15 protein-coding genes are annotated in these 17,922 nt (G+C 64.9%); 4 read left to right on the top strand and 11 right to left on the bottom strand.

Translation table 11 applies throughout. The features are described from left to right. The first annotated feature begins 307 nt into the window (after positions 1-307). A complete protein-coding gene (locus EG885_RS03890; protein ID WP_165571030.1) occupies positions 308-1,096 on the top strand; it encodes an ABC transporter permease in 789 nt (262 codons plus the stop codon). A gap of 18 nt (positions 1,097-1,114) precedes the next feature. On the opposite strand, the gene choV is transcribed toward EG885_RS03890, so the two are convergent. The 3 genes from choV to choX form a co-directional block, all read right to left on the bottom strand. Continuing rightward, complete coding sequence (gene choV, locus EG885_RS03895; protein ID WP_131573170.1) at positions 1,115-2,119, bottom strand: choline ABC transporter ATP-binding protein; 1,005 nt, start codon at positions 2,117-2,119, stop codon at positions 1,115-1,117. Next, positions 2,116-2,964: a choline ABC transporter permease subunit gene (gene choW, locus EG885_RS03900; protein WP_131573171.1), complete on the bottom strand. Its 849-nt coding sequence runs from the start codon at positions 2,962-2,964 to the stop codon at positions 2,116-2,118. Before choW ends, choV begins: the two co-directional genes overlap by 4 nt. 64 nt (positions 2,965-3,028) lie before the next feature. After that, positions 3,029-3,988 (bottom strand): choline ABC transporter substrate-binding protein, encoded by a 960-nt coding sequence (gene choX, locus EG885_RS03905; RefSeq protein WP_131573172.1) that lies wholly within the window; start codon positions 3,986-3,988, stop codon positions 3,029-3,031. 88 nt (positions 3,989-4,076) lie between these two features. Here choX and betI point away from each other — a divergent pair, with 88 nt between their 5' ends. The 3 genes from betI to betA are packed head-to-tail and all read left to right on the top strand — an operon-like array spanning position 4,077 to position 7,718. Beyond that, positions 4,077-4,643: a choline-binding transcriptional repressor BetI gene (gene betI / locus EG885_RS03910; RefSeq protein WP_131573173.1), complete on the top strand. Its 567-nt coding sequence runs from the start codon at positions 4,077-4,079 to the stop codon at positions 4,641-4,643. 14 nt (positions 4,644-4,657) lie between these two features. Further along, positions 4,658-6,097, top strand: a complete 1,440-nt coding sequence (gene betB, locus EG885_RS03915) for a betaine-aldehyde dehydrogenase (RefSeq protein WP_207392199.1) — start codon at positions 4,658-4,660, stop codon at positions 6,095-6,097. Further along, the gene (gene betA, locus EG885_RS03920) at positions 6,084-7,718 is read left to right on the top strand and encodes a choline dehydrogenase (protein ID WP_131573175.1); all 1,635 of its coding nucleotides are present in this window, start codon (positions 6,084-6,086) and stop codon (positions 7,716-7,718) included. The genes betB and betA overlap by 14 nt, the downstream gene beginning before the upstream one ends. A 34-nt stretch (positions 7,719-7,752) precedes the next feature. Here the strand turns inward: betA and metH are convergent, their stop codons facing one another. The 8 genes from metH to EG885_RS03960 all read right to left on the bottom strand — a co-directional run bounded on the left by metH (position 7,753) and on the right by EG885_RS03960 (position 17,725). Continuing rightward, positions 7,753-10,470: a methionine synthase gene (gene metH, locus EG885_RS03925; RefSeq protein ID WP_131573176.1), complete on the bottom strand. Its 2,718-nt coding sequence runs from the start codon at positions 10,468-10,470 to the stop codon at positions 7,753-7,755. After that, positions 10,463-11,500: a homocysteine S-methyltransferase family protein gene (locus tag EG885_RS03930; protein ID WP_131573177.1), complete on the bottom strand. Its 1,038-nt coding sequence runs from the start codon at positions 11,498-11,500 to the stop codon at positions 10,463-10,465. The genes metH and EG885_RS03930 overlap by 8 nt, the downstream gene beginning before the upstream one ends. 171 nt (positions 11,501-11,671) lie before the next feature. Continuing rightward, positions 11,672-12,724, bottom strand: coding sequence for an ABC transporter substrate-binding protein (locus EG885_RS03935; RefSeq protein WP_131573178.1), 1,053 nt, complete (start codon positions 12,722-12,724; stop codon positions 11,672-11,674). A gap of 93 nt (positions 12,725-12,817) precedes the next feature. Further along, positions 12,818-13,561 carry an SDR family NAD(P)-dependent oxidoreductase gene (locus tag EG885_RS03940; protein ID WP_131573179.1) on the bottom strand — a complete coding sequence of 248 codons (744 nt, stop codon included), beginning with the start codon at positions 13,559-13,561 and terminating at the stop codon, positions 12,818-12,820. 113 nt (positions 13,562-13,674) lie between these two features. Beyond that, on the bottom strand, positions 13,675-14,559 hold the full coding sequence (ppk2, locus tag EG885_RS03945; RefSeq protein ID WP_131573180.1) for a polyphosphate kinase 2: 885 nt from the start codon (positions 14,557-14,559) through the stop codon (positions 13,675-13,677). 3 nt (positions 14,560-14,562) lie between these two features. Continuing rightward, a complete protein-coding gene (locus EG885_RS03950; RefSeq protein WP_131573181.1) occupies positions 14,563-15,489 on the bottom strand; it encodes a homoserine O-succinyltransferase in 927 nt (308 codons plus the stop codon). A 3-nt stretch (positions 15,490-15,492) separates the two neighbouring features. Next, complete coding sequence (locus EG885_RS03955; protein ID WP_131573182.1) at positions 15,493-16,356, bottom strand: ATPase; 864 nt, start codon at positions 16,354-16,356, stop codon at positions 15,493-15,495. Positions 16,357-16,597: 241 nt separating this feature from the next. After that, complete coding sequence (locus EG885_RS03960; RefSeq protein ID WP_131573183.1) at positions 16,598-17,725, bottom strand: OmpP1/FadL family transporter; 1,128 nt, start codon at positions 17,723-17,725, stop codon at positions 16,598-16,600. Positions 17,726-17,922: the final 197 nt, after the last annotated feature.

A 17,922-nucleotide genomic window follows, 5' to 3' on the forward strand; every position in this document is an offset into this window, starting at 1 on the left:
CCTCGGGCCGGGGGGTTGCGGGGGGCGTCTTGTCGGCGGTCTGGCCCGTCGGCTTGGCTGTGTCTGGTCCTTGGGCGGACATGTGTTACCCCCCGCCTGTCATGTTGAACTTGTCGCGGCAGTCATACATAAGCGCGCTGTACAGTTCCAGCACCGATCCGTTGCCAGGATCGTGAGCGTCCCGACGTCCCGGCACAATCGGATCCCCGACATGTCCCAGCCCCCAGTCTCTGCCCCAGTCTCTGGCCCCGTCTCTGGCCGGGCCGCACCCCCGCTGCCGCAGGCCCGGACCGCCCCGGGCCCGAGGGTGCTGAAAGAAGTCCGCAAGCATCGCCGCTTTGCCAGCCTGAGGGCCATCGGCGCGCTGATCCTGCGCGAGGTGCAGACCAGTCACGGGCGGGCCTCGGGCGGCTATTTCTGGTCGATCGCCGAGCCTGCGGGCGGGATCGTGCTGCTGACGCTGATCTTCTCCGTCACCTTTGCCCTGCCGCCCATCGGGTCCAGTTTCGCGATGTTCTATGCGACCGGCATGGTGCCGTTCATGGGCTATCTGGACATGTCGGGCAAGGTCGCGGGTGCGGTACGCTATTCGATGGCGCTGCTGGCCTATCCGGCGGTGACCTTCGTGGATGCGCTGCTGGCACGGATCATCTTCAACAGCATGACCCAGATCATGGTGGCGACGCTGATCTTCACCGCCATCGCGACCTTCAACGAAACCCGCACCGATCCGCAGATCGATCAGATCGCCATTGCCATGGCGATGATGCTGCTGATGGGGTCGGCCGTGGGGATGATGAACTGTTTCTTGTTCGAGGCTTTCAGCTGGTGGCAGCCGCTGTGGTCGATGCTGATGCGGCCGTTCTTTCTGCTGTCCTGCATCTTCTTCATCTTCGACGACGTGCCGCAGCCCTATCAGGACTGGCTGTGGTGGAACCCGCTGATCCATGTCATCGGGCAGATGCGGCGGGCTTTTTATCCAAGTTATGCAGGTGACTACGTCAGCTATCTCTATGTTTTCGGGCTGGGCTTCGGGCTGTTTGCCTTGGGGCTGGCTCTGCTGGTCCGGTATCACCGCGACCTGCAGAACAGCTAGCCCCCCCTTGCGCGGCGATCAGCCGCGCGGGTCGATCAGGCGGGCCAGCACGGCCTCTCGGGTGATGCGCCCGCCGCCTTCGACGGGCAGGGCGGCGCGCCCGGCCAGCAGGTCCATGACCGCGCGCACCGGCATGTCGCGGGCCACGGGCGGTCCCTCGGCCTCGCCGGGTTCGGCCACATCCTCGGCGGTCAGCACCCCAAGCGGGTTCATATGGGCCACGAAATCGGCCACATAATCATTGACCGGATTGGCGATGATCTGGCGCGCGGTGCCGATCTGGACGATCCGCCCGCCCTCCATCAAGGCGATGCGGTTGCCCAGCTTGAAAGCCTCGTCCAGATCATGGCTGACGAAGATGATCGTGCGGCCGGTCTTTGATTGCAGTTCCAACAGCTCGTCCTGCAGGCGGGCGCGGATCAGCGGGTCCAGCGCGCTGAAGGGTTCGTCCATCAGCAGGATCGGCGCCTCGGTCGCGAAGGCGCGGGCCAGGCCCACGCGCTGCTGCATGCCGCCCGACAGCTCTCCGACCTTGCGGTCGGCCCATTCCGACAGGCCGACCGTGTCCAGATGCTGATCGACCTTGGCGCGGCGGTCGGGGGCGGACATGCCCGCCAGTTCCAGCCCCAGCCCGACATTTTCGCGCACGCTGCGCCAAGGCAGCAGGCCGAATGCCTGAAAGACCATCGCCACATCGCGCAGCCGGATATCGCGCAGCGCCTTGGCGCCCGCGCCGGTCACGCTGACCATCTGGCCGCCCCGCCGGATGCGTACCTCGCCCCGGCAGACATGGTTCAGCGCATTGACCCCGCGCAGCAGGGTCGATTTGCCCGATCCCGACAGGCCCATCAGGACCAGAATTTCACCCTCTGCGACGGACAGGCTGCAATCATGGACGCCCAGAACCTGACCGGTCTCGGTCTTGATCGGGCCGCGATCCAGCCCTTCGTCCATCAGGGGCAGGGCGCGTTCGGGATGATCGCCAAAGACGATGCAGACCCGGTCGAATTCGACGGCGTTCATTGGCGGCCCTCCATGCGCAGCATCCGGTCCAGCAGGATCGCCACGACGACGATGACGATGCCCGATTCGAACCCAAGAGCGGTGTTCACGCTGTTCAGCGCCCGCACCACCGGCACGCCCAGACCCGATGCACCGACCAGCGCCGCGATCACCACCATCGACAGCGACAGCATGATCGTCTGGTTCAGGCCCGCCATGATCTGGGGCAGGGCGCTTGGCAGTTCGACCTTCCACAACAGCTGTCGGGGGGTGGCGCCAAAGGCGGTCGCGGCCTCGGTCAGGGTCGGCGGGGTGGATGCGATGCCCAGCTGCGTCAGCCGGATCGGCGCGGGCAGCACGAAGATCACCGTGGCCAGAAGGCCCGGCACCATGCCGATGCCGAAAAACACGATCGCCGGGATCAGATAGACAAAGGTCGGCAGCGTCTGCATCAGGTCCAGCACCGGGCGCATCCAGCCGTAAAGGCGCGGGCGATGCGCGGCAGCGATGCCGATGGGAACGCCCAACCCCATGCAGACCAGACAGGCCGACAGGACCAGCGTCAGCGACTGCATCATCTCGGTCCAGTAGCCCTGATTGAGGATGAACAGCAGCCCCGCAGCCATCAGCAGGCAGGGGCCCGCCCGCCGCTGCAGCGCCCATGTCAGCGCCATCGCCAGCGCGATGAACAGGAACGGATGGGGCGCCTGCAGCCCGGTCAGAATGGCATCGATCAGCGCCTCCATCCCGGTCGAGATCGCGTCGAACAGCCCCGAGGCATTGGCGTTCAGCCAGTCGAAGACGGTCTTGGCCGTCCGGCCCACGGGGATTTTGTTGTCGGTGACCCATGCGGTCAGCTGTTCCATGCGCGCTCCTGCCTTCGCGGTGGGGCGGGGTCCGGCGCGGGCGGTGCGCCGGACCCCGAAGGGATCATTCCGCCAAAGCGGTCGTCAGCGCCGAATGCGGATCGTTGCCGTCCACGGTCGTCACGCCGTCCAGCCACGGCGTCGCGGCATCGGGGTTTGCGGCCAGCCAGGCGCGCGCGGCCTGCATCGGGTCTTCGCCGTCGTTCAGGATCGCGCCCATCACCTCATTCTCCATCATCAGAGAGAATTCGAGGTTTTCCAGCAGCTTGCCGATATTAGGACATTCTGCGACAAAGCCCGCGCGGGTGTTGGTGCGCACCTCGGCCCCGCCCAGATCGGGGCCGAAGACATCGTCGCCACCGGTCAGATAGGTCATGTCGAACTGTGCGTTCATCGGATGCGGCTCCCATCCCAGAAACACCACCGGGGTGTCGCGGTCCGAGGCGCGCTGCACCTGCGCCAGCATCCCCTGTTCGCTGGATTCGACGACCTCGAATGTGCCCAGATCGAACTGGTCCATCGCCACCATCTCCAGCAGCAGGCGGTTGCCGTCATTGCCGGGCTCGATCCCATAGATCTTGCCGTCCAGCGCGTCCTTGTGTTCGGCGATGGCGGCGAAATCGGTGATGCCCAGATCGGCCCCGGCCTGATTGGTGGCCAGCGTGTATTTGGCGCCGGTCAGGTTGGTGCGCACGGTGTCCACGGTTCCCGCGTCGCGATAGGGGGCGATATCGGCCTCCATCGTGGGCATCCAGTTGCCCAGGAAGATATCCACATCATCGGTGGACAGCGCCGTATAGGTCACCGGCACCGACAGGATCCGCGTCTCGGTCTCATACCCCAGTGCCTGCAGCACGGTCGAGGCCAGCGCCGTCGTCGCGGTGATGTCCGACCAGCCGACATCGGAAAACACCACCTCTCGGCACTGGTCGGGCTCAGCGGCGGCTGCGGGCAGCGCCATGGCGGTGCCGATCGCAAGCGTGGCGGCAATCTGCGAAAGGGCCTTGGGCCGGTAAAGGGTCATTGGGGCATCCCTGTTCTTGATTGGTCAGTCAATTAACGTTAGACAGAAGCGGCAAAGCAACAGAAATATTGTCGTCACAGGTGCGAACATGCCGAAACTCGGGGCCGAGCCTATCCGAAAAGCAGCGTTAATCAACGCCGCGATCGTCGAGGTCGGGCGCGCGGGGTCGCTGGACGTCACCGTGGCGCAGATCGCGCGGCGGGCCGGCATGTCGCCGGCGCTGGCGCATCACTATTTCGGATCCAAGGATCAGATGTTTCTGGCCGCGATGCGGTTCATCCTGCGCAGCTATGGCCAGTCGGTCCATGACCGCCTGCCGGGGACGGGGCCGCGGGGGCGACTGGATGCCATCGTGCAGGCCAGTTTCGCACCGCAGAACTTTCACCGCGAAACCGTCAGCGCCTGGCTGAATTTCTATGCGCTGGCTTTGAATTCGGCCGAGGCGGGGCGCCTGCTGCGCGTCTATCACCGCCGTCTGCAATCGAACCTGATCGTCGCCTTGCGCGGCCTGACTGCTCATCCCGAACGCACCGCCGAAACGCTTGGCGCGCTGATCGACGGCGTCTATCTGCGCGCGGTCCTGACGCCCGGACCGACCGATGCCGATGCGGCGCTGCACACTGTCACGACCTATCTTGAGGAGGCCCTTGCATGAGGCTGCCCACCGATCTGAACGCCCAGCCCACCGCCAGCCTGTTCATCAACGGCCAACCCGTCGAGGGGCAGGGTGCCGCGCTGCACGTCCGCTACGCCTATACCGGCGAGGTGATCGCCACCCTGCACGAGGCCACGACCGATCAGGTCGCCGAGGCCTGCGCCGCAGCCAAAGCCGCAGGCCCGGCATGGGCAGCCGTTGCCCCGGTCGAACGCGGTCGCATTCTGGGCCGTGCCGCCGCGATCATCCTGGATCGCAACGATGACCTGGCCCGGCTGGAAACGCTGGACACCGGCAAGCCGATTTCCGAAACGCTGGTCGCCGACTGGCCCTCGGGGGCGGCGGCGCTGGAATATTTTGCGGGGCTGGCCGCGACGCTGACCGGGCAGATGATCCCGCTTGGGGCGGATTGGGCCTATACCCGCCGCGAACCTCTGGGCGTCTGCGCGGGGATCGGGGCCTGGAACTATCCCAGCCAGATCGCCTGCTGGAAGGCCGCGCCCGCGCTGGTCATGGGCAATACGATGGTCTTCAAGCCGTCCGAGGAAACCCCGCTTGGCGCCCTGAAGCTGGCAGAGATCTTCATTCAGGCCGGAATGCCGCCGGGCGTCTTCAACGTCGTGCAGGGCCGGGGCGAGGTCGGCGCCGCGCTGGTCACCAATCCCGATGTGGCCAAGGTCTCGCTGACCGGATCGGTGCCCACCGGGCGGCGCGTCTATGCAGCCGCCGCGCAAGAGATGCGCCATGTCACGATGGAGCTGGGTGGCAAATCGCCCCTGATCGTCTTTGACGACGCCAATCTGGAAGATGCCGTCAGCGCCGCCATTCTGGCGAACTTCTACAGCGCCGGGCAGATCTGTTCCAACGGCACGCGGGTGTTTTTGCAAGAGGGGATCAAGGACGATTTCCTGGCCCGACTGGCCGAACGCGTGCAAGCCGTCCGCATGGGCGATCCGCTGGACCCGGCGACGACCCACGGCCCGATCATCAATCCCGCGCAGGCCGCCAAGATCCGCGACGCCATCGCGGCGGGGCAGGCGGCAGGCGCGCGGCTGGTTTGCGGGGGCCCGGGCGAGGGCGCCTTCATCCCCCCCACCGTGCTGGCCGACGCCACCGACGACATGAGCATCGCCACCGACGAGATCTTTGGCCCGGTCATGACCGCGCTGAGCTTTGTCGACGAAAACGAGGCCGTGCTGCGCGCCAATGCCACGGGCTTTGGTCTGGCGGCGGGGGTCTTCACGCAGGATCTGACCCGCGCGCATCGCGTCATCGGGCGGCTTGAGGCCGGAACCTGCTGGATCAACACCTATAACCTGACCCCGGTCGAGATGCCCTTTGGCGGCGTCAAGCTGTCGGGGCTGGGGCGCGAGAACTCGGCCGCCGCGATCGAGCATTATTCGCAGCTGAAATCCGTCTATGTCGGCATGGGAGGCGTCGATGCGCCCTACTGAGAAAGCGTCGGATTACGTCATCATCGGCGCGGGCAGCGCCGGTTGCGCGCTGGCCTATCGACTGACCGAGGCGGGCAAGACCGTCACCATCATCGAATTCGGCGGCAGCGATGTCGGCCCCTTCATCCAGATGCCCGGCGCGCTGTCCTATCCGATGAACATGGCGCGATATGACTGGGGATTCGCCAGCCAGCCCGAACCGCATCTGGGGGGGCGCAGTCTGGCCACCCCGCGCGGCAAGGTGATCGGCGGATCGTCGTCGATCAACGGCATGGTGTTCGTGCGCGGCAACCCGCAGGATTTCCAGCATTGGCATGACAGCGGCGCCACGGGCTGGGATTACGCCGGCGTTCTGCCCTATTTCAAGCGGATGGAGACGTGGCACGGCGATCCGGACGGGGCGCAGACCTCGGCCCTGCGGGGCAGCGACGGCCCGCTGCACATCACCAGGGGCAAGCGCAAAAATCCCCTGTTCAACACCTTCATCAAGGCCGGCCAGCAGGCGGGCTGGCCGCGCACCGACGATTACAACGGCGCGCAGCAAGAGGGTTTCGGCCCGATGGAGGCGACCATCTGGAAAGGCCGCCGCTGGTCCGCCGCCAATGCCTATCTGCGGCCCGCGAAAAAGACCGGGCTGCTGACGGTCCTGCGCGGCTTTGCGCGCCGTGTGGTGTTCCGGGGCAAGCGCGCTTACGGCGTCGAGATCGAGACGAAGGGGCGCATCGTGACGATCGAGGCGCGGCACGAGGTCATCATCTCGGCCAGCTCGATCAACAGCCCCAAGCTGCTGATGCTGTCGGGGATCGGGCCAGCCGACCATCTGCGCGACCATGGCATCACGCCATTGGCCGACCGGCCCGGCGTCGGTGCGAACCTTCAGGACCATCTGGAGGTGTACATGCAATACACCTCGCTGAAGCCGATCACGCTTTACACCTATTACAACCTGCTGGGCAAAGGTCGGGTGGGGGTCGAATGGCTGCTGCAAAAGACCGGGCTTGGCGCGTCGAACCAGTTCGAAAGCTGCGGCTTTATCCGGTCGTCCGATGCGGTGGATTATCCCGACATCCAGTATCATTTCCTGCCGCTGGCGGTCCGCTATGACGGCAAGACGGCGGCCAAGGGGCATGGGTTTCAGGCTCATGTCGGACCGATGCGGTCGCAATCGCGCGGCACGATCCGGCTGGCATCGGGCGATCCGTCGGCTGCGCCCGAGATCCGCTTCAACTATATGTCGCAGCCCAGTGACTGGGCCGAGTTCCGCGCCTGCGTGCGCCACACGCGGCGCATCTTCGACGCCCCCGCCTTTGCCGAATTCCGTGGCGCCGAGATCCAGCCGGGCGACGCCGTTCAGACCGACGCGCAGATCGACGATTTCATTCGTGAACATGCGGAATCGGCCTATCATCCCTGCGGCTCGGCCCGGATGGGGGCGGCGGACGATCCGATGGCGGTGGTCGATCCCGAATTGCGGGTGATCGGGGTCGAGGGGCTGCGGGTCGCCGACAGTTCCATCTTTCCGCGCATCACCAATGGCAATCTGAACGGCCCATCGATCATGACCGGCGAAAAGGCCGCCGATCACATCCTGGGCCGCCAGATGCTGCGCGAAGAGGTTTGACCGCAAAAGGCCCGCATCGCTGCGGGCCTTTTCGTCACGCCGCGTCGGCTGCTGCCTGACGCTTGGTATAGTTCAGGACCGGGGCCAGCCACCGTTCGGCCTCGTCCAGGGTCCATCCCTTGCGGGCGGCATAATCGCGGGCCTGATCCTCTTCGATCTTGGCGACGCCGAAATAATAGCTGTCGGGATGCGCCAGATAGAGGCCCGAGACCGACGACCCCGGCCACATTGCCATGCTTTCCGTCAAGGTCACGCCGGTCGCGGCCTCGGCATCCAGCAGCCGGAACAGGGTCAGCTTTTCGGTGTGATCGGGCTGGGCCGGATAGCCCGGCGCCGGGCGGATGCCCTGATAGGGTTCCGCGACCAGTTCGGTCGGCGCAAAGCCTTCGTCCGGGGCATAGCCCCAGTATTCGCGGCGCACCCGTTCATGCAGCATCTCGGCCATGGCCTCGGCAAAGCGGTCGGCCAGTGCCTTGACCATGATCGCGCCATAATCGTCATTGGCGCGTTCATAGCGGGCCGAAATCTCGGCCTCTTCTGGGCCTGCAGTGACCACGAAGCCGCCGACATGATCGGGAATGCCCGAAGGCGCGACGAAATCGGACAGCGCCACATTCGGGCGCCCGTTGCGCTTGGTCACCTGCTGGCGCAGCATGTGCAGGGTTTCCAGAACCTGTGTTCGGTCATCGCCGGTGAACAGCTGGATGTCGTCGCCGGTCGCATTGGCGGGCCAGAACCCCACCACCGCGCGCGGCTTGAACCATTGGCCGTCGATGATCCGGGCCAGCATCTCTTGCGCCTCGGCGAACAGCTGGCGCGCGGCCTCGCCCTGCTTTTCATCCTCCAGAATGCGGGGATAGACGCCCTTCAGCTCCCATGTCTGGAAGAACGGCGTCCAGTCGATATAGCGGGCGATTTCGGCCAGATCCCAGTCATCGATCACCCGGGGGCCGGTAAAGGACGGCGCCACCGGCACATAGGCAGACCAGTCGATCTCCACCGGATTGGCCCGCGCCGCCGCCAGCGGCAGGCGGCTTTTCGAGGCCTCGGATCGTTCGTGGCGGTCGGCCACCTGAGTATATTCGGCGCGGATATCGTCGATATAAGCCGCCTGCCGGTCTTTCGACAACAGCGCCGAGGCCACGCCCACCGCCCGGCTGGCATCGGTCACATACACCGCCTGACCGCGGGTGTAGCGCGGCGAGATCTTGACCGCCGTGTGGATTTTCGACGTGGTCGCCCCGCCGATCAGCAGCGGAATGTCGAACCCCTCGCGCTCCATCTCGCTGGCCATATGGGCCATTTCGTCCAGCGACGGGGTGATCAGGCCGGACAGGCCGATGATGTCGACATTCTCGTCGCGGGCGACCTGCAGGATCTTTTGCGCGGGCACCATGACGCCCAGATCGATCACCTCGAAATTATTACATGCCAGCACGACGCCGACGATGTTCTTGCCGATGTCATGCACGTCGCCCTTGACGGTGGCCATCAGGATCTTGCCCGCCGTCTCGCGTTCGGTCCCACCCGACAGGCGCTTTTCCTCTTCCATATAGGGCAGCAAGACGGCCACGGCCTGTTTCATCACCCGGGCCGATTTCACCACCTGCGGCAGGAACATCTTGCCTGCGCCGAACAGATCGCCGACCACGTTCATCCCCGCCATCAGCGGACCTTCGATCACATGCAGCGGGCGGGTCGCAGCCTGCCGCGCCTCTTCGGTATCGGCCTCGATATATTCGGTGATGCCGTTGACCAGCGCATGTTCCAACCGCTTGTCCAGCGGCCATTCGCGCCAGCTCAGATCCTTTTCGCGCTTGGCCCCCTGTCCGTCGCCCCGGAACCGCTCGGCGATTTCCAGCAGGCGTTCGGTCCCGTCATCGCGACGGTTCAGGACCACATCTTCGCAGGCCTCGCGCAGATCGGGGTCAATCTGGTCATAGACTGCCAGTTGCCCCGCATTGACGATGCCCATATCCATGCCCGCCTGAATGGCGTGATACAGAAACACCGCATGCATCGCCTCGCGCACCGGCTCGTTGCCGCGAAAGCTGAAGGACAGGTTCGACACCCCGCCCGACACATGCGCATGGGGCAGGTTCGCCCGGATCCAAGACGTGGCCTCGATGAAATCGACGCCGTAATTGTTGTGTTCCTCGATGCCCGTCGCCACGGCGAAGATGTTGGGGTCAAAAATGATGTCCTCGGGCGGAAAGCCCACCTCATCGACCAGAATGCGATAGGCGCGTTCGCAGATCTGGATCTTGCGCGCCGCCGTATCGGCCTGACCATCCTCGTCGAAAGCCATGACCACGACCGCCGCACCATAGGCCAGACACAACCGGGCCTGTTGGCGGAACTGATCCTCGCCCTCTTTCATGCTGATCGAGTTCACGACCGGCTTGCCCTGCACGCATTTCAGCCCCGCCTCGATCACCTCCCATTTGGAGCTGTCGATCATGATCGGCACGCGGGCGATGTCGGGTTCGGCCGCCAACAGGTTCAGGTATTCGACCATGGCGGCCTTGCTGTCGATCAGACCCTCATCCATGTTGATGTCGATGATCTGGGCGCCATTCTCGACCTGATCGCGTGCCACCTCCAGCGCCGCGGCATAGTCGCGGTTCTTCACCAGCTTGCGGAACCGGGCGCTGCCCGTGACATTGGTGCGTTCGCCGATATTGACGAAGGGAATGTCGGGGGTCAGCACGAACGGCTCCAGCCCCGACAGGCGCAGATAACGATCAGGCATAGGCGGGCACCTTTCTGGGGGCGAAACCGGCCACGGCATCGGCAATGGCGCGGATATGATCGGGCGTGGTGCCGCAGCAGCCGCCGACGACATTGACCAGCCCGGCGCGCGCGAATTCGGCCACCTGAGGGGCGGTATCCTCGGGGCCCTCGTCATATTGACCAAAGGCATTGGGCAGACCGGCATTGGGATAGGCACAGATCAGCGTATCGGCCACGCCCGACAGTTCCACCAGATGCGGACGCATCGCCGATGCGCCAAGCGCGCAGTTCAACCCGATGGTCCAGGGGTTCGCATGGCGCACCGAATGCCAGAAGGCCGTGGGCGTCTGCCCCGACAGCGTCCGCCCCGAGGCATCCGTGATCGTCCCCGAGATCATCACCGGCAGGCGCGCGCCATGCGCCTCCATCGCCTCGATACAGGCAAAGATTGCGGCCTTGGCATTCAGCGTGTCAAAGATCGTCTCGATCAGCAGGATATCGGCGCCCCCGGCAATCAGCCCGGTGGCCTGCTGCAGATAGGCTGTACGCAGATCGTCGAAACTGACCGCCCGATAGCCCGGATCGTTCACATCCGGGCTCATCGAGGCGGTGCGGTTCGTGGGGCCAATCGCCCCCGCGACAAACCGCGCCCGCCCGTCCTTGGCCGTCGCCCGGTCCAACGCCCGCCGGACCACGCGCGCGCCTTCGACATTCAGATCATGGACGGCGTTCTGCAGCCCGTAATCGGCCTGCGCGATGGTGGTGGCGGAAAAGGTGTTCGTCTCGACAATATCGGCGCCGGACAAGGCATAGCGGAAATGAATCTCCTCGACCGCCTCGGGCTGGGTCAGGATCAGCAGATCGTTGTTGCCCTGCTGGGGATGGTCGGTGTGGTGGCGGCAGACATGGCCAGATCCCTGCCCGGTATAATCCTCTTCGACCAGACCCAGGGCCTGAATCTGCGTCCCCATCGCGCCGTCCAGAATCAGGATGCGCTCGGCGGCGGCCGCATTCAGCGCCGCAAAGGCAGGCGAGAGGGGCAGGGACATGAGACAGGACCTTTCAAAGGGAACACCTCATATAGCCCCTGCGCGCCCCATCGGCAAATTCATCCTTCTCGACAAGTTTATGAATCTGGCGCAACTCGAGGCGCGTTTTCATCTTGGCAAAAATATCCCGGGGCGCGCGGGGGGCTGGCCCCCCGCTTCAACAGATAGCCCTCAGAACCCCGCCTTGATCTTCTCGAACTCTTCCAGCTGCCGCTGGCGTTGTTCAGGGTCGTTGGGCGTCTGCGCCAGAACCGGCACATCGATATCGGCCAGCCCCTCGGCCACGGCGGGCTCATCCGCGATGGTGGCCATCGCCTCGGTCGAGGTATGGCCATAGCCAATCGTGTCCAGCAGCGCCTTGCCGGCCGACGGCTCGAGCCAGGCATTGATGAAATCATAGGCCTTGTCTTCGCTGCCCGGGCCGTCCTTGACGTTCACATAGCCGCAGAAGAAAGTCGACGACCCCTCGACCGCCTCGCGCTGGAAACCGACGGGATAGTTGTCGGCCTGCAGATAGACGACGCCGTCGTTCCACGACCAGGCGATATCCACTGCACCCGAGGCCATCAGCTGCGCCTGTTCCGACGGATCGGCCCAATAGGCCGCGACATTCATATGCGCCTCGCGCAGCCATGCGGCGGCGGCGGCGAACTGCTCGTCCGTCACGCCGTCCCAATCGGTCACGCCGGTCGCCAGATAGGCCAGCGCCCAGACATCGTCCGAACTGTCGGGCAGCGAGGTGCGGCCCTGATATTTGGGATCGGTAAAGACGCCCAGACTGGCCACATCCTCGGCCGGCACCGTCTCGCTGTTATAGGCGATGGCGGTCGCGCCCCAATCGGTCGGGATGAACCAGACGCCCGCGTCGTCGCGAAACACTTCGCTGTCCAGAAAGCGTTCGTCGATCTTGTCGAAATTCGGGATGCGGTCGGTGTCCCAGGGCTCGATCAACCCTGCATCGCGGTATTTGCCGACCATCTGGCTGCAGGGATGGATGACATCGGCCCGGAACCCCGATGCGACTTTCTGGAAGGCCTCGTCGTCATCGCCGTAAAAGGCATAGGTCGGGCTGTCGCCATGCGTGTCCACATAGGACTGAAAGATCGACGGCTCCTCGAACCCCGCCCAATCGAACACGGTCAGCTCGGGATCGGCGGCCAGGGCGGGCAGGACCGCGACGGGCAGGGCGGCGGCGGCGAGGATGGTGGTGCTCAGCAAGCGCATGAAATCGGGCCTCTCTGTGGTCGGATTTTTCCTGACGCTAGCGGCGCCATCCGCCCCGCGCAAGCGTTTCACGCCATCGCCCCGCCCGCCTGCTCAGCGCATCCGCAATGCGCCGTCCAGACGGATCGTTTCGCCGTTCAGATAGTCGTTTTCGACGATGAAGGCCGCCAGCCGGGCATATTCCGACGGATCGCCAAGCCGCTTGGGAAAGGTCACCTCGGCGGACAGGCTGTCCTGAACCTCGGATGGCAGCCCCGCCAGCATGGGCGTGGCAAAGATCCCCGGCGCGATGGCGCAGACGCGGATGCCCATGCCCGCCAGATCGCGGGCCAGAGGCAGGGTCATCCCCGCGATCCCCGCCTTCGAGGCCGCATAGGCCGCCTGACCCTTCTGCCCGTCAAAGGCCGCGATCGAGGCCGTGTTCACGATCACCCCGTTCTGATCGCGCCCGTTCGCGGCCATCCGTTCGCAGGCCAGCCGCAGGACATTGAAGCTGCCGATCAGGTTCACCTCGATCGTGCGGCGGAAACTGTCCAGCGGATGCGGCCCGTCGCGGCCCAGCACCCGCGCGCCGGTGACGATGCCCGCGCAGTTCACGCAGACATTGATGCCGCCCATGATGGCCACCGCATGATCCAGCGCCGCCGTCACGCTGGCCTCGTCCGTCACATCGGTCTGCGCAAAGCCCGCGCCGATGGCCGCTGCCGCATCTGCACCGCCCGCATCGCGGTCCAGAACCACCACCTGTGCCCCCCTGCTGCGGAAATGCGCCGCCGTCGCCGCCCCCAACCCCGAGGCGCCTCCGGTCACGATGACCCGACTTGTCTGCAGCTCCATGATCCCCTCCCGTTGATCGTCATGGGTCGGTTCTGCCACGGGCCGCTGCCGCCGCCAAGATCGCGCTTGCCAGGGCCCCCCCCAAGATCGGCCCCTCGATCAGCCCCCCGGGATCAGTCGCGCAACAGATCCGGCCCGCCCGCGATCAGCGGATCGCGCGTTCCGATGGCGGCCATGTCCTTGCCCGCATAATCGATCGCGCCCAGAATGGTCTGGATCGCCGCGATCCGCGCCCGTCGCTTGTCATCCGACCGGATGACCGTCCAGGGCACGATGGGCGAATGCGACCGTTCCATCGTGTCGCGGATGGCGGCGGTGTAATCGTCCCACCGCGCCAGCCCGTCCACGTCGATGGGGCTCAGCTTCCATTGCTTCAGCGGATCCTGTTCGCGGTCCAGAAAGCGGCGCAACTGTTCGGCGCGACCCACATTCAGCCACAGCTTGACCAGGATCACCCCGTCATCGACCAGCAGCTGTTCGAATCCCGGAAGCTGCCGGAAGAACGCCGCCCGCTGCAGGTCCGACGAAAAGCCGAAGACCCGTTCCACCACGCCGCGATTGTACCAGCTGCGGTCGAACAGCGCGATTTCCCCGGCGCCGGGCAGCCAGTCCACATAGCGTTGGAAATACCATTGCCCCATCTCGCGCTCATTGGGCTTGGGCAGGGCCACGATGCTGGCCGACCGGGGGTTCAGATTCTCGCGCACGCGCTCGATCGTGCCGCCCTTGCCGGCGGCGTCGCGCCCCTCGAACAGCACGACCAAGCGCTTGCCGGTGGCGATGACGTCATGCATCATCCGCACCAGCTGGACCTGCAGCGCGTCCATCTGCGCTGTGTAATCGTCCTTGGCCATTTCCGCGTCATAGGGGAAATCGGCGTCCAGAATGTCCTTGGACCCGGCCTTGTCCAGCGCCTTGCGGATGGCGCCGGGCGCCCCCGATTTCAGATAGTCGCCGATCTTTCCGACCAACGGCAGATCCGGCAATGCGCTGCTCATGGCTTACCCCTCTCCGATACGCGACATGTCATACCATGTCGTCTGATAGATGTCGTTGATCCAGTTGCCGACCAGCAGATGGGCATGGCTGCGCCACCGGTTCGAGGGCATCTGCCCCGGATCGTCGCCGGGATAATAGTTCACGGGCACGCGGACGGGCTTGCCCGCCGCCACATCGCGGTCATATTCCTCTTTCAGCGTCGTGCTGTCATATTCGAAATGGTTGAACACATAGATCGCCCGATGGCCCGGATCGGCCAGCAGGCAGGGGCCGACCTCGGGGCTGGCCAAAAGCGTGGTCAGCGCCGGGCGGGCGTCGATATCTGTGGCGCGCACCTCGGTCCAGCGACTGACCGGCACCAGCACCTCGTCCGAGAAGCCCCGCAGATAGGGCGAGGCCGGGGCCAGATTGCGATGCCGGAAACAGCCAAAGGCCTTGGCGGGCAGCGGGTGCTTGGGCAGGCCGTGGAAATGCCAGGCCATCGCCATGCCGCCCCAGCAGACGCCGAAGGTCGAATGCACATGGGTCTGCGTCCAGGCAAAGACGCGCTGCAATTCATCCCAATAGGTCACCTCTTCGAAGGACAGATGCTCGATCGGCGCGCCGGTGATGATCAGCCCATCGAATTTCTCGCCCGAGGCCTCGACCTCGCGAAACGGGCGATAGAAACTCTCCAGATGGTCGGCGGCGGTGTTGCGGCTTTCGTGATCCGACATGCGGATCAGCTGAAAATCGATCTGCAACGGGGTGGCGCCGATCAGCCGGGCGAACTGGTTCTCGGTCTGGATCTTCTTGGGCATCAGGTTCAGCAGCGCGATCCGCAAGGGGCGGATGTCCTGCGTCGCGGCCCGGCCCGGCGACATGACCATGACGCCTTCATCCGACAGGATGCGATAGGCGGGCAGGCTTTCGTTCAGCGTGATGGGCATGGCTCAGACATCCTTGCGCGCGATGGCGCGGGCGATCAGATCGGTGAAATCGGCAGGGCTTCGCACCTCGGCCACCTCTTCGGCCAGCACGGTGACGCCACGCCGGGCCATGGCCTCATAGCGGGGCTGGCGGTGCGCCAGCGCCCGGGCATAGGTCCAGCGGATGAAATCATCGGGATTGACCTGCGTGCCCTCCAGTCCCTTCTCGACGCGATAGGCGATCCAGGCGGCCTCCAGGAACTGCGGCTGGTAATACATCGGCTTCGGCGCTCGGTCAAAGCGGCGGACCAGTTCGGCGGTATGGGCGTCGCTGCCCTTGATCCAGACCAGCAGCAGATCGCGCTCCAGCGCTGCCAGAACCGGATCCTCGGGGTCATGCGGATCGACCACCTCGCAGATCGATCCGCCACTGTCGCAGACGAAATGGGGCAGGGCATAGATGGCGCGCGACCGCTCCATGAAATGGCGCGTGTCCAGCAGCGACGCGATCTCGGCCCGCCGGTGCTGATCCTGACGCAGGCAGTAGTCGTCAAAGGGCAGCCCGCCGCGGCTCTCGCTGCCCGGCTTGCCCAGATAGGTCGATAGGGGCGCCAGATTGTCAAAGGTGATGTTGCTGGCGATATAGACGCTGTCCGACATCAGCAATTCGCGCAGAAACGGCACCTTCATCGCCTCGCGCTTGAAGTTGTCGGCGATGTACTCGCCCATATAGCGGGTGCCGATCCGGTAATCGACGCTGTAATGAAACCAGTCCCCGGTGCCGCGCAGCAAGGATGCCAGATAAGTCTTGCCCAGACCCGACATGCCGAACAGCACGACCCGGTGAGAGGCCGCCGCCCGCCATTCCTCTGCGCTGCGATAGATCATCGACATTCCTTCCCTGACCCGCGCCCCTAGGTAATCGCCCCGCCCGCCCTTGGAAAGACCTGCCGCACCCGCGCGCCTCCGACCGCGCCGCCCGATCCCTGCCTTACCCTTTCATCTTGGCGGAAATATCCCGGGGGGTCAGGGGGGCTGGCCCCCCTGCAACCGCCCATCCCGAACGCGAAACGGCCCCGTCACAAGGACGGGGCCGCTTGCTCAGATCATCGTCATCCGCCGCGGGCGATCAGAAGCTGTACCCGATCCGCACACCCACGCCCCAGGCATGGCTGTCATCAACCGTGGCGACCTCGGTCTTGGCCCCGGTCGCGCCGATCCCAAGATCCGACCCGCCCAGCTTGGTATAGTTGATGCCTGTCGTGATCTTGAACTTGTCCATCGTATAGATGGCGGCCAGCGTGATCGCCTTGCGGCCATTGGTCGGCGCCAGCGGCGAGACGGTGTCGCCTTCGCTCGGCTCATAGAGGAACGAGACGGAACCAGCCCAGTTGTCGTTGAAATTCCGACCCACGCCCAGGGTATAGGTGGTCGTGTCCTCGACCTCGACCAAAGGAATGTCTCCGATGGGCGAGACGATCGGGAACAGGAAGTTGTCCACCACGAACTCGGACCATTTCACCCAACGGACCGAACCGAACAGCAAGGTGTCTGCGGCGATCCCGGTCTGCCCTTCCAGCGTCCAGCTGCGCGGCGTCTTCACCGTGTAATCGCCGGTGAAGGCGATCGGCAGCGGGCCGCCGCTTTCGGTCATCTGAAAATCATGCTCGATGGGCGAATTATACGTCAACGAGATGCGGCCCGCGATGTCGGGAATCTCATAGGCCGCGCCGATCACATAGCCCGCCCCCCATTCGTCATCGATATCCAGATTGTAGCCTCTGGTCGCCTGATAACCGGCCCCCTCCAAAGTCAGGCCGCCATCGGCACGCGAGGCGCGAATACCGCCATGAACCGAGAAATTGTTCATGAACTTATAGCGCGCCAGCGCCGTATAGGTGACGGAATTGACCACGACTTTCGTTCCGCCAAGAACCGGCGATCCTTCCGGCGGCAGCGGATAGCGGATATCGGCGCCGAACGGCTGCTCGACGATGATCGCGCCCGAAAGGCTTGGCGTGAACTGGTGCTTATAGCCCAACCCGGCAAAGCCATAGCCCTGTGCCACGTCGCCCAGATCAAATCCGGCGACATCGGTGCCCTCGACCGTCGGGTCGACCGCGCCAAAGCTCAGCTCGGCGTAATTGCCCTCTTCGAACAGGATGCCCAAAGACTGCGGCGCCCGCTCGATCCCCCCGGCCAGCAGCGGGGTCGTCCCCGCCAGCAACGCAGCCATGCCCGTGATTGCGAATTTCATGTCATCCTCCCTCGGTCAGGCCAACCGCCTCCCCTTGCGATCACCCTAGCGCCGGAATGGGACCGATCAATTGCCCAGCCAGCCTGACGTGACGTCCGCGTCACTTGGGGGCGCATTGCGTGACATCCCTGCAACGAAAGCGGGCCTGCGACGGCGATGTGCGGGCTGGACAATCCCGCCAACCCGTGAAAGGGGAA

Source organism: Paracoccus nototheniae, assembly GCF_004335005.1.
Classification (GTDB): Bacteria; Pseudomonadota; Alphaproteobacteria; order Rhodobacterales; family Rhodobacteraceae; genus Paracoccus; species Paracoccus nototheniae.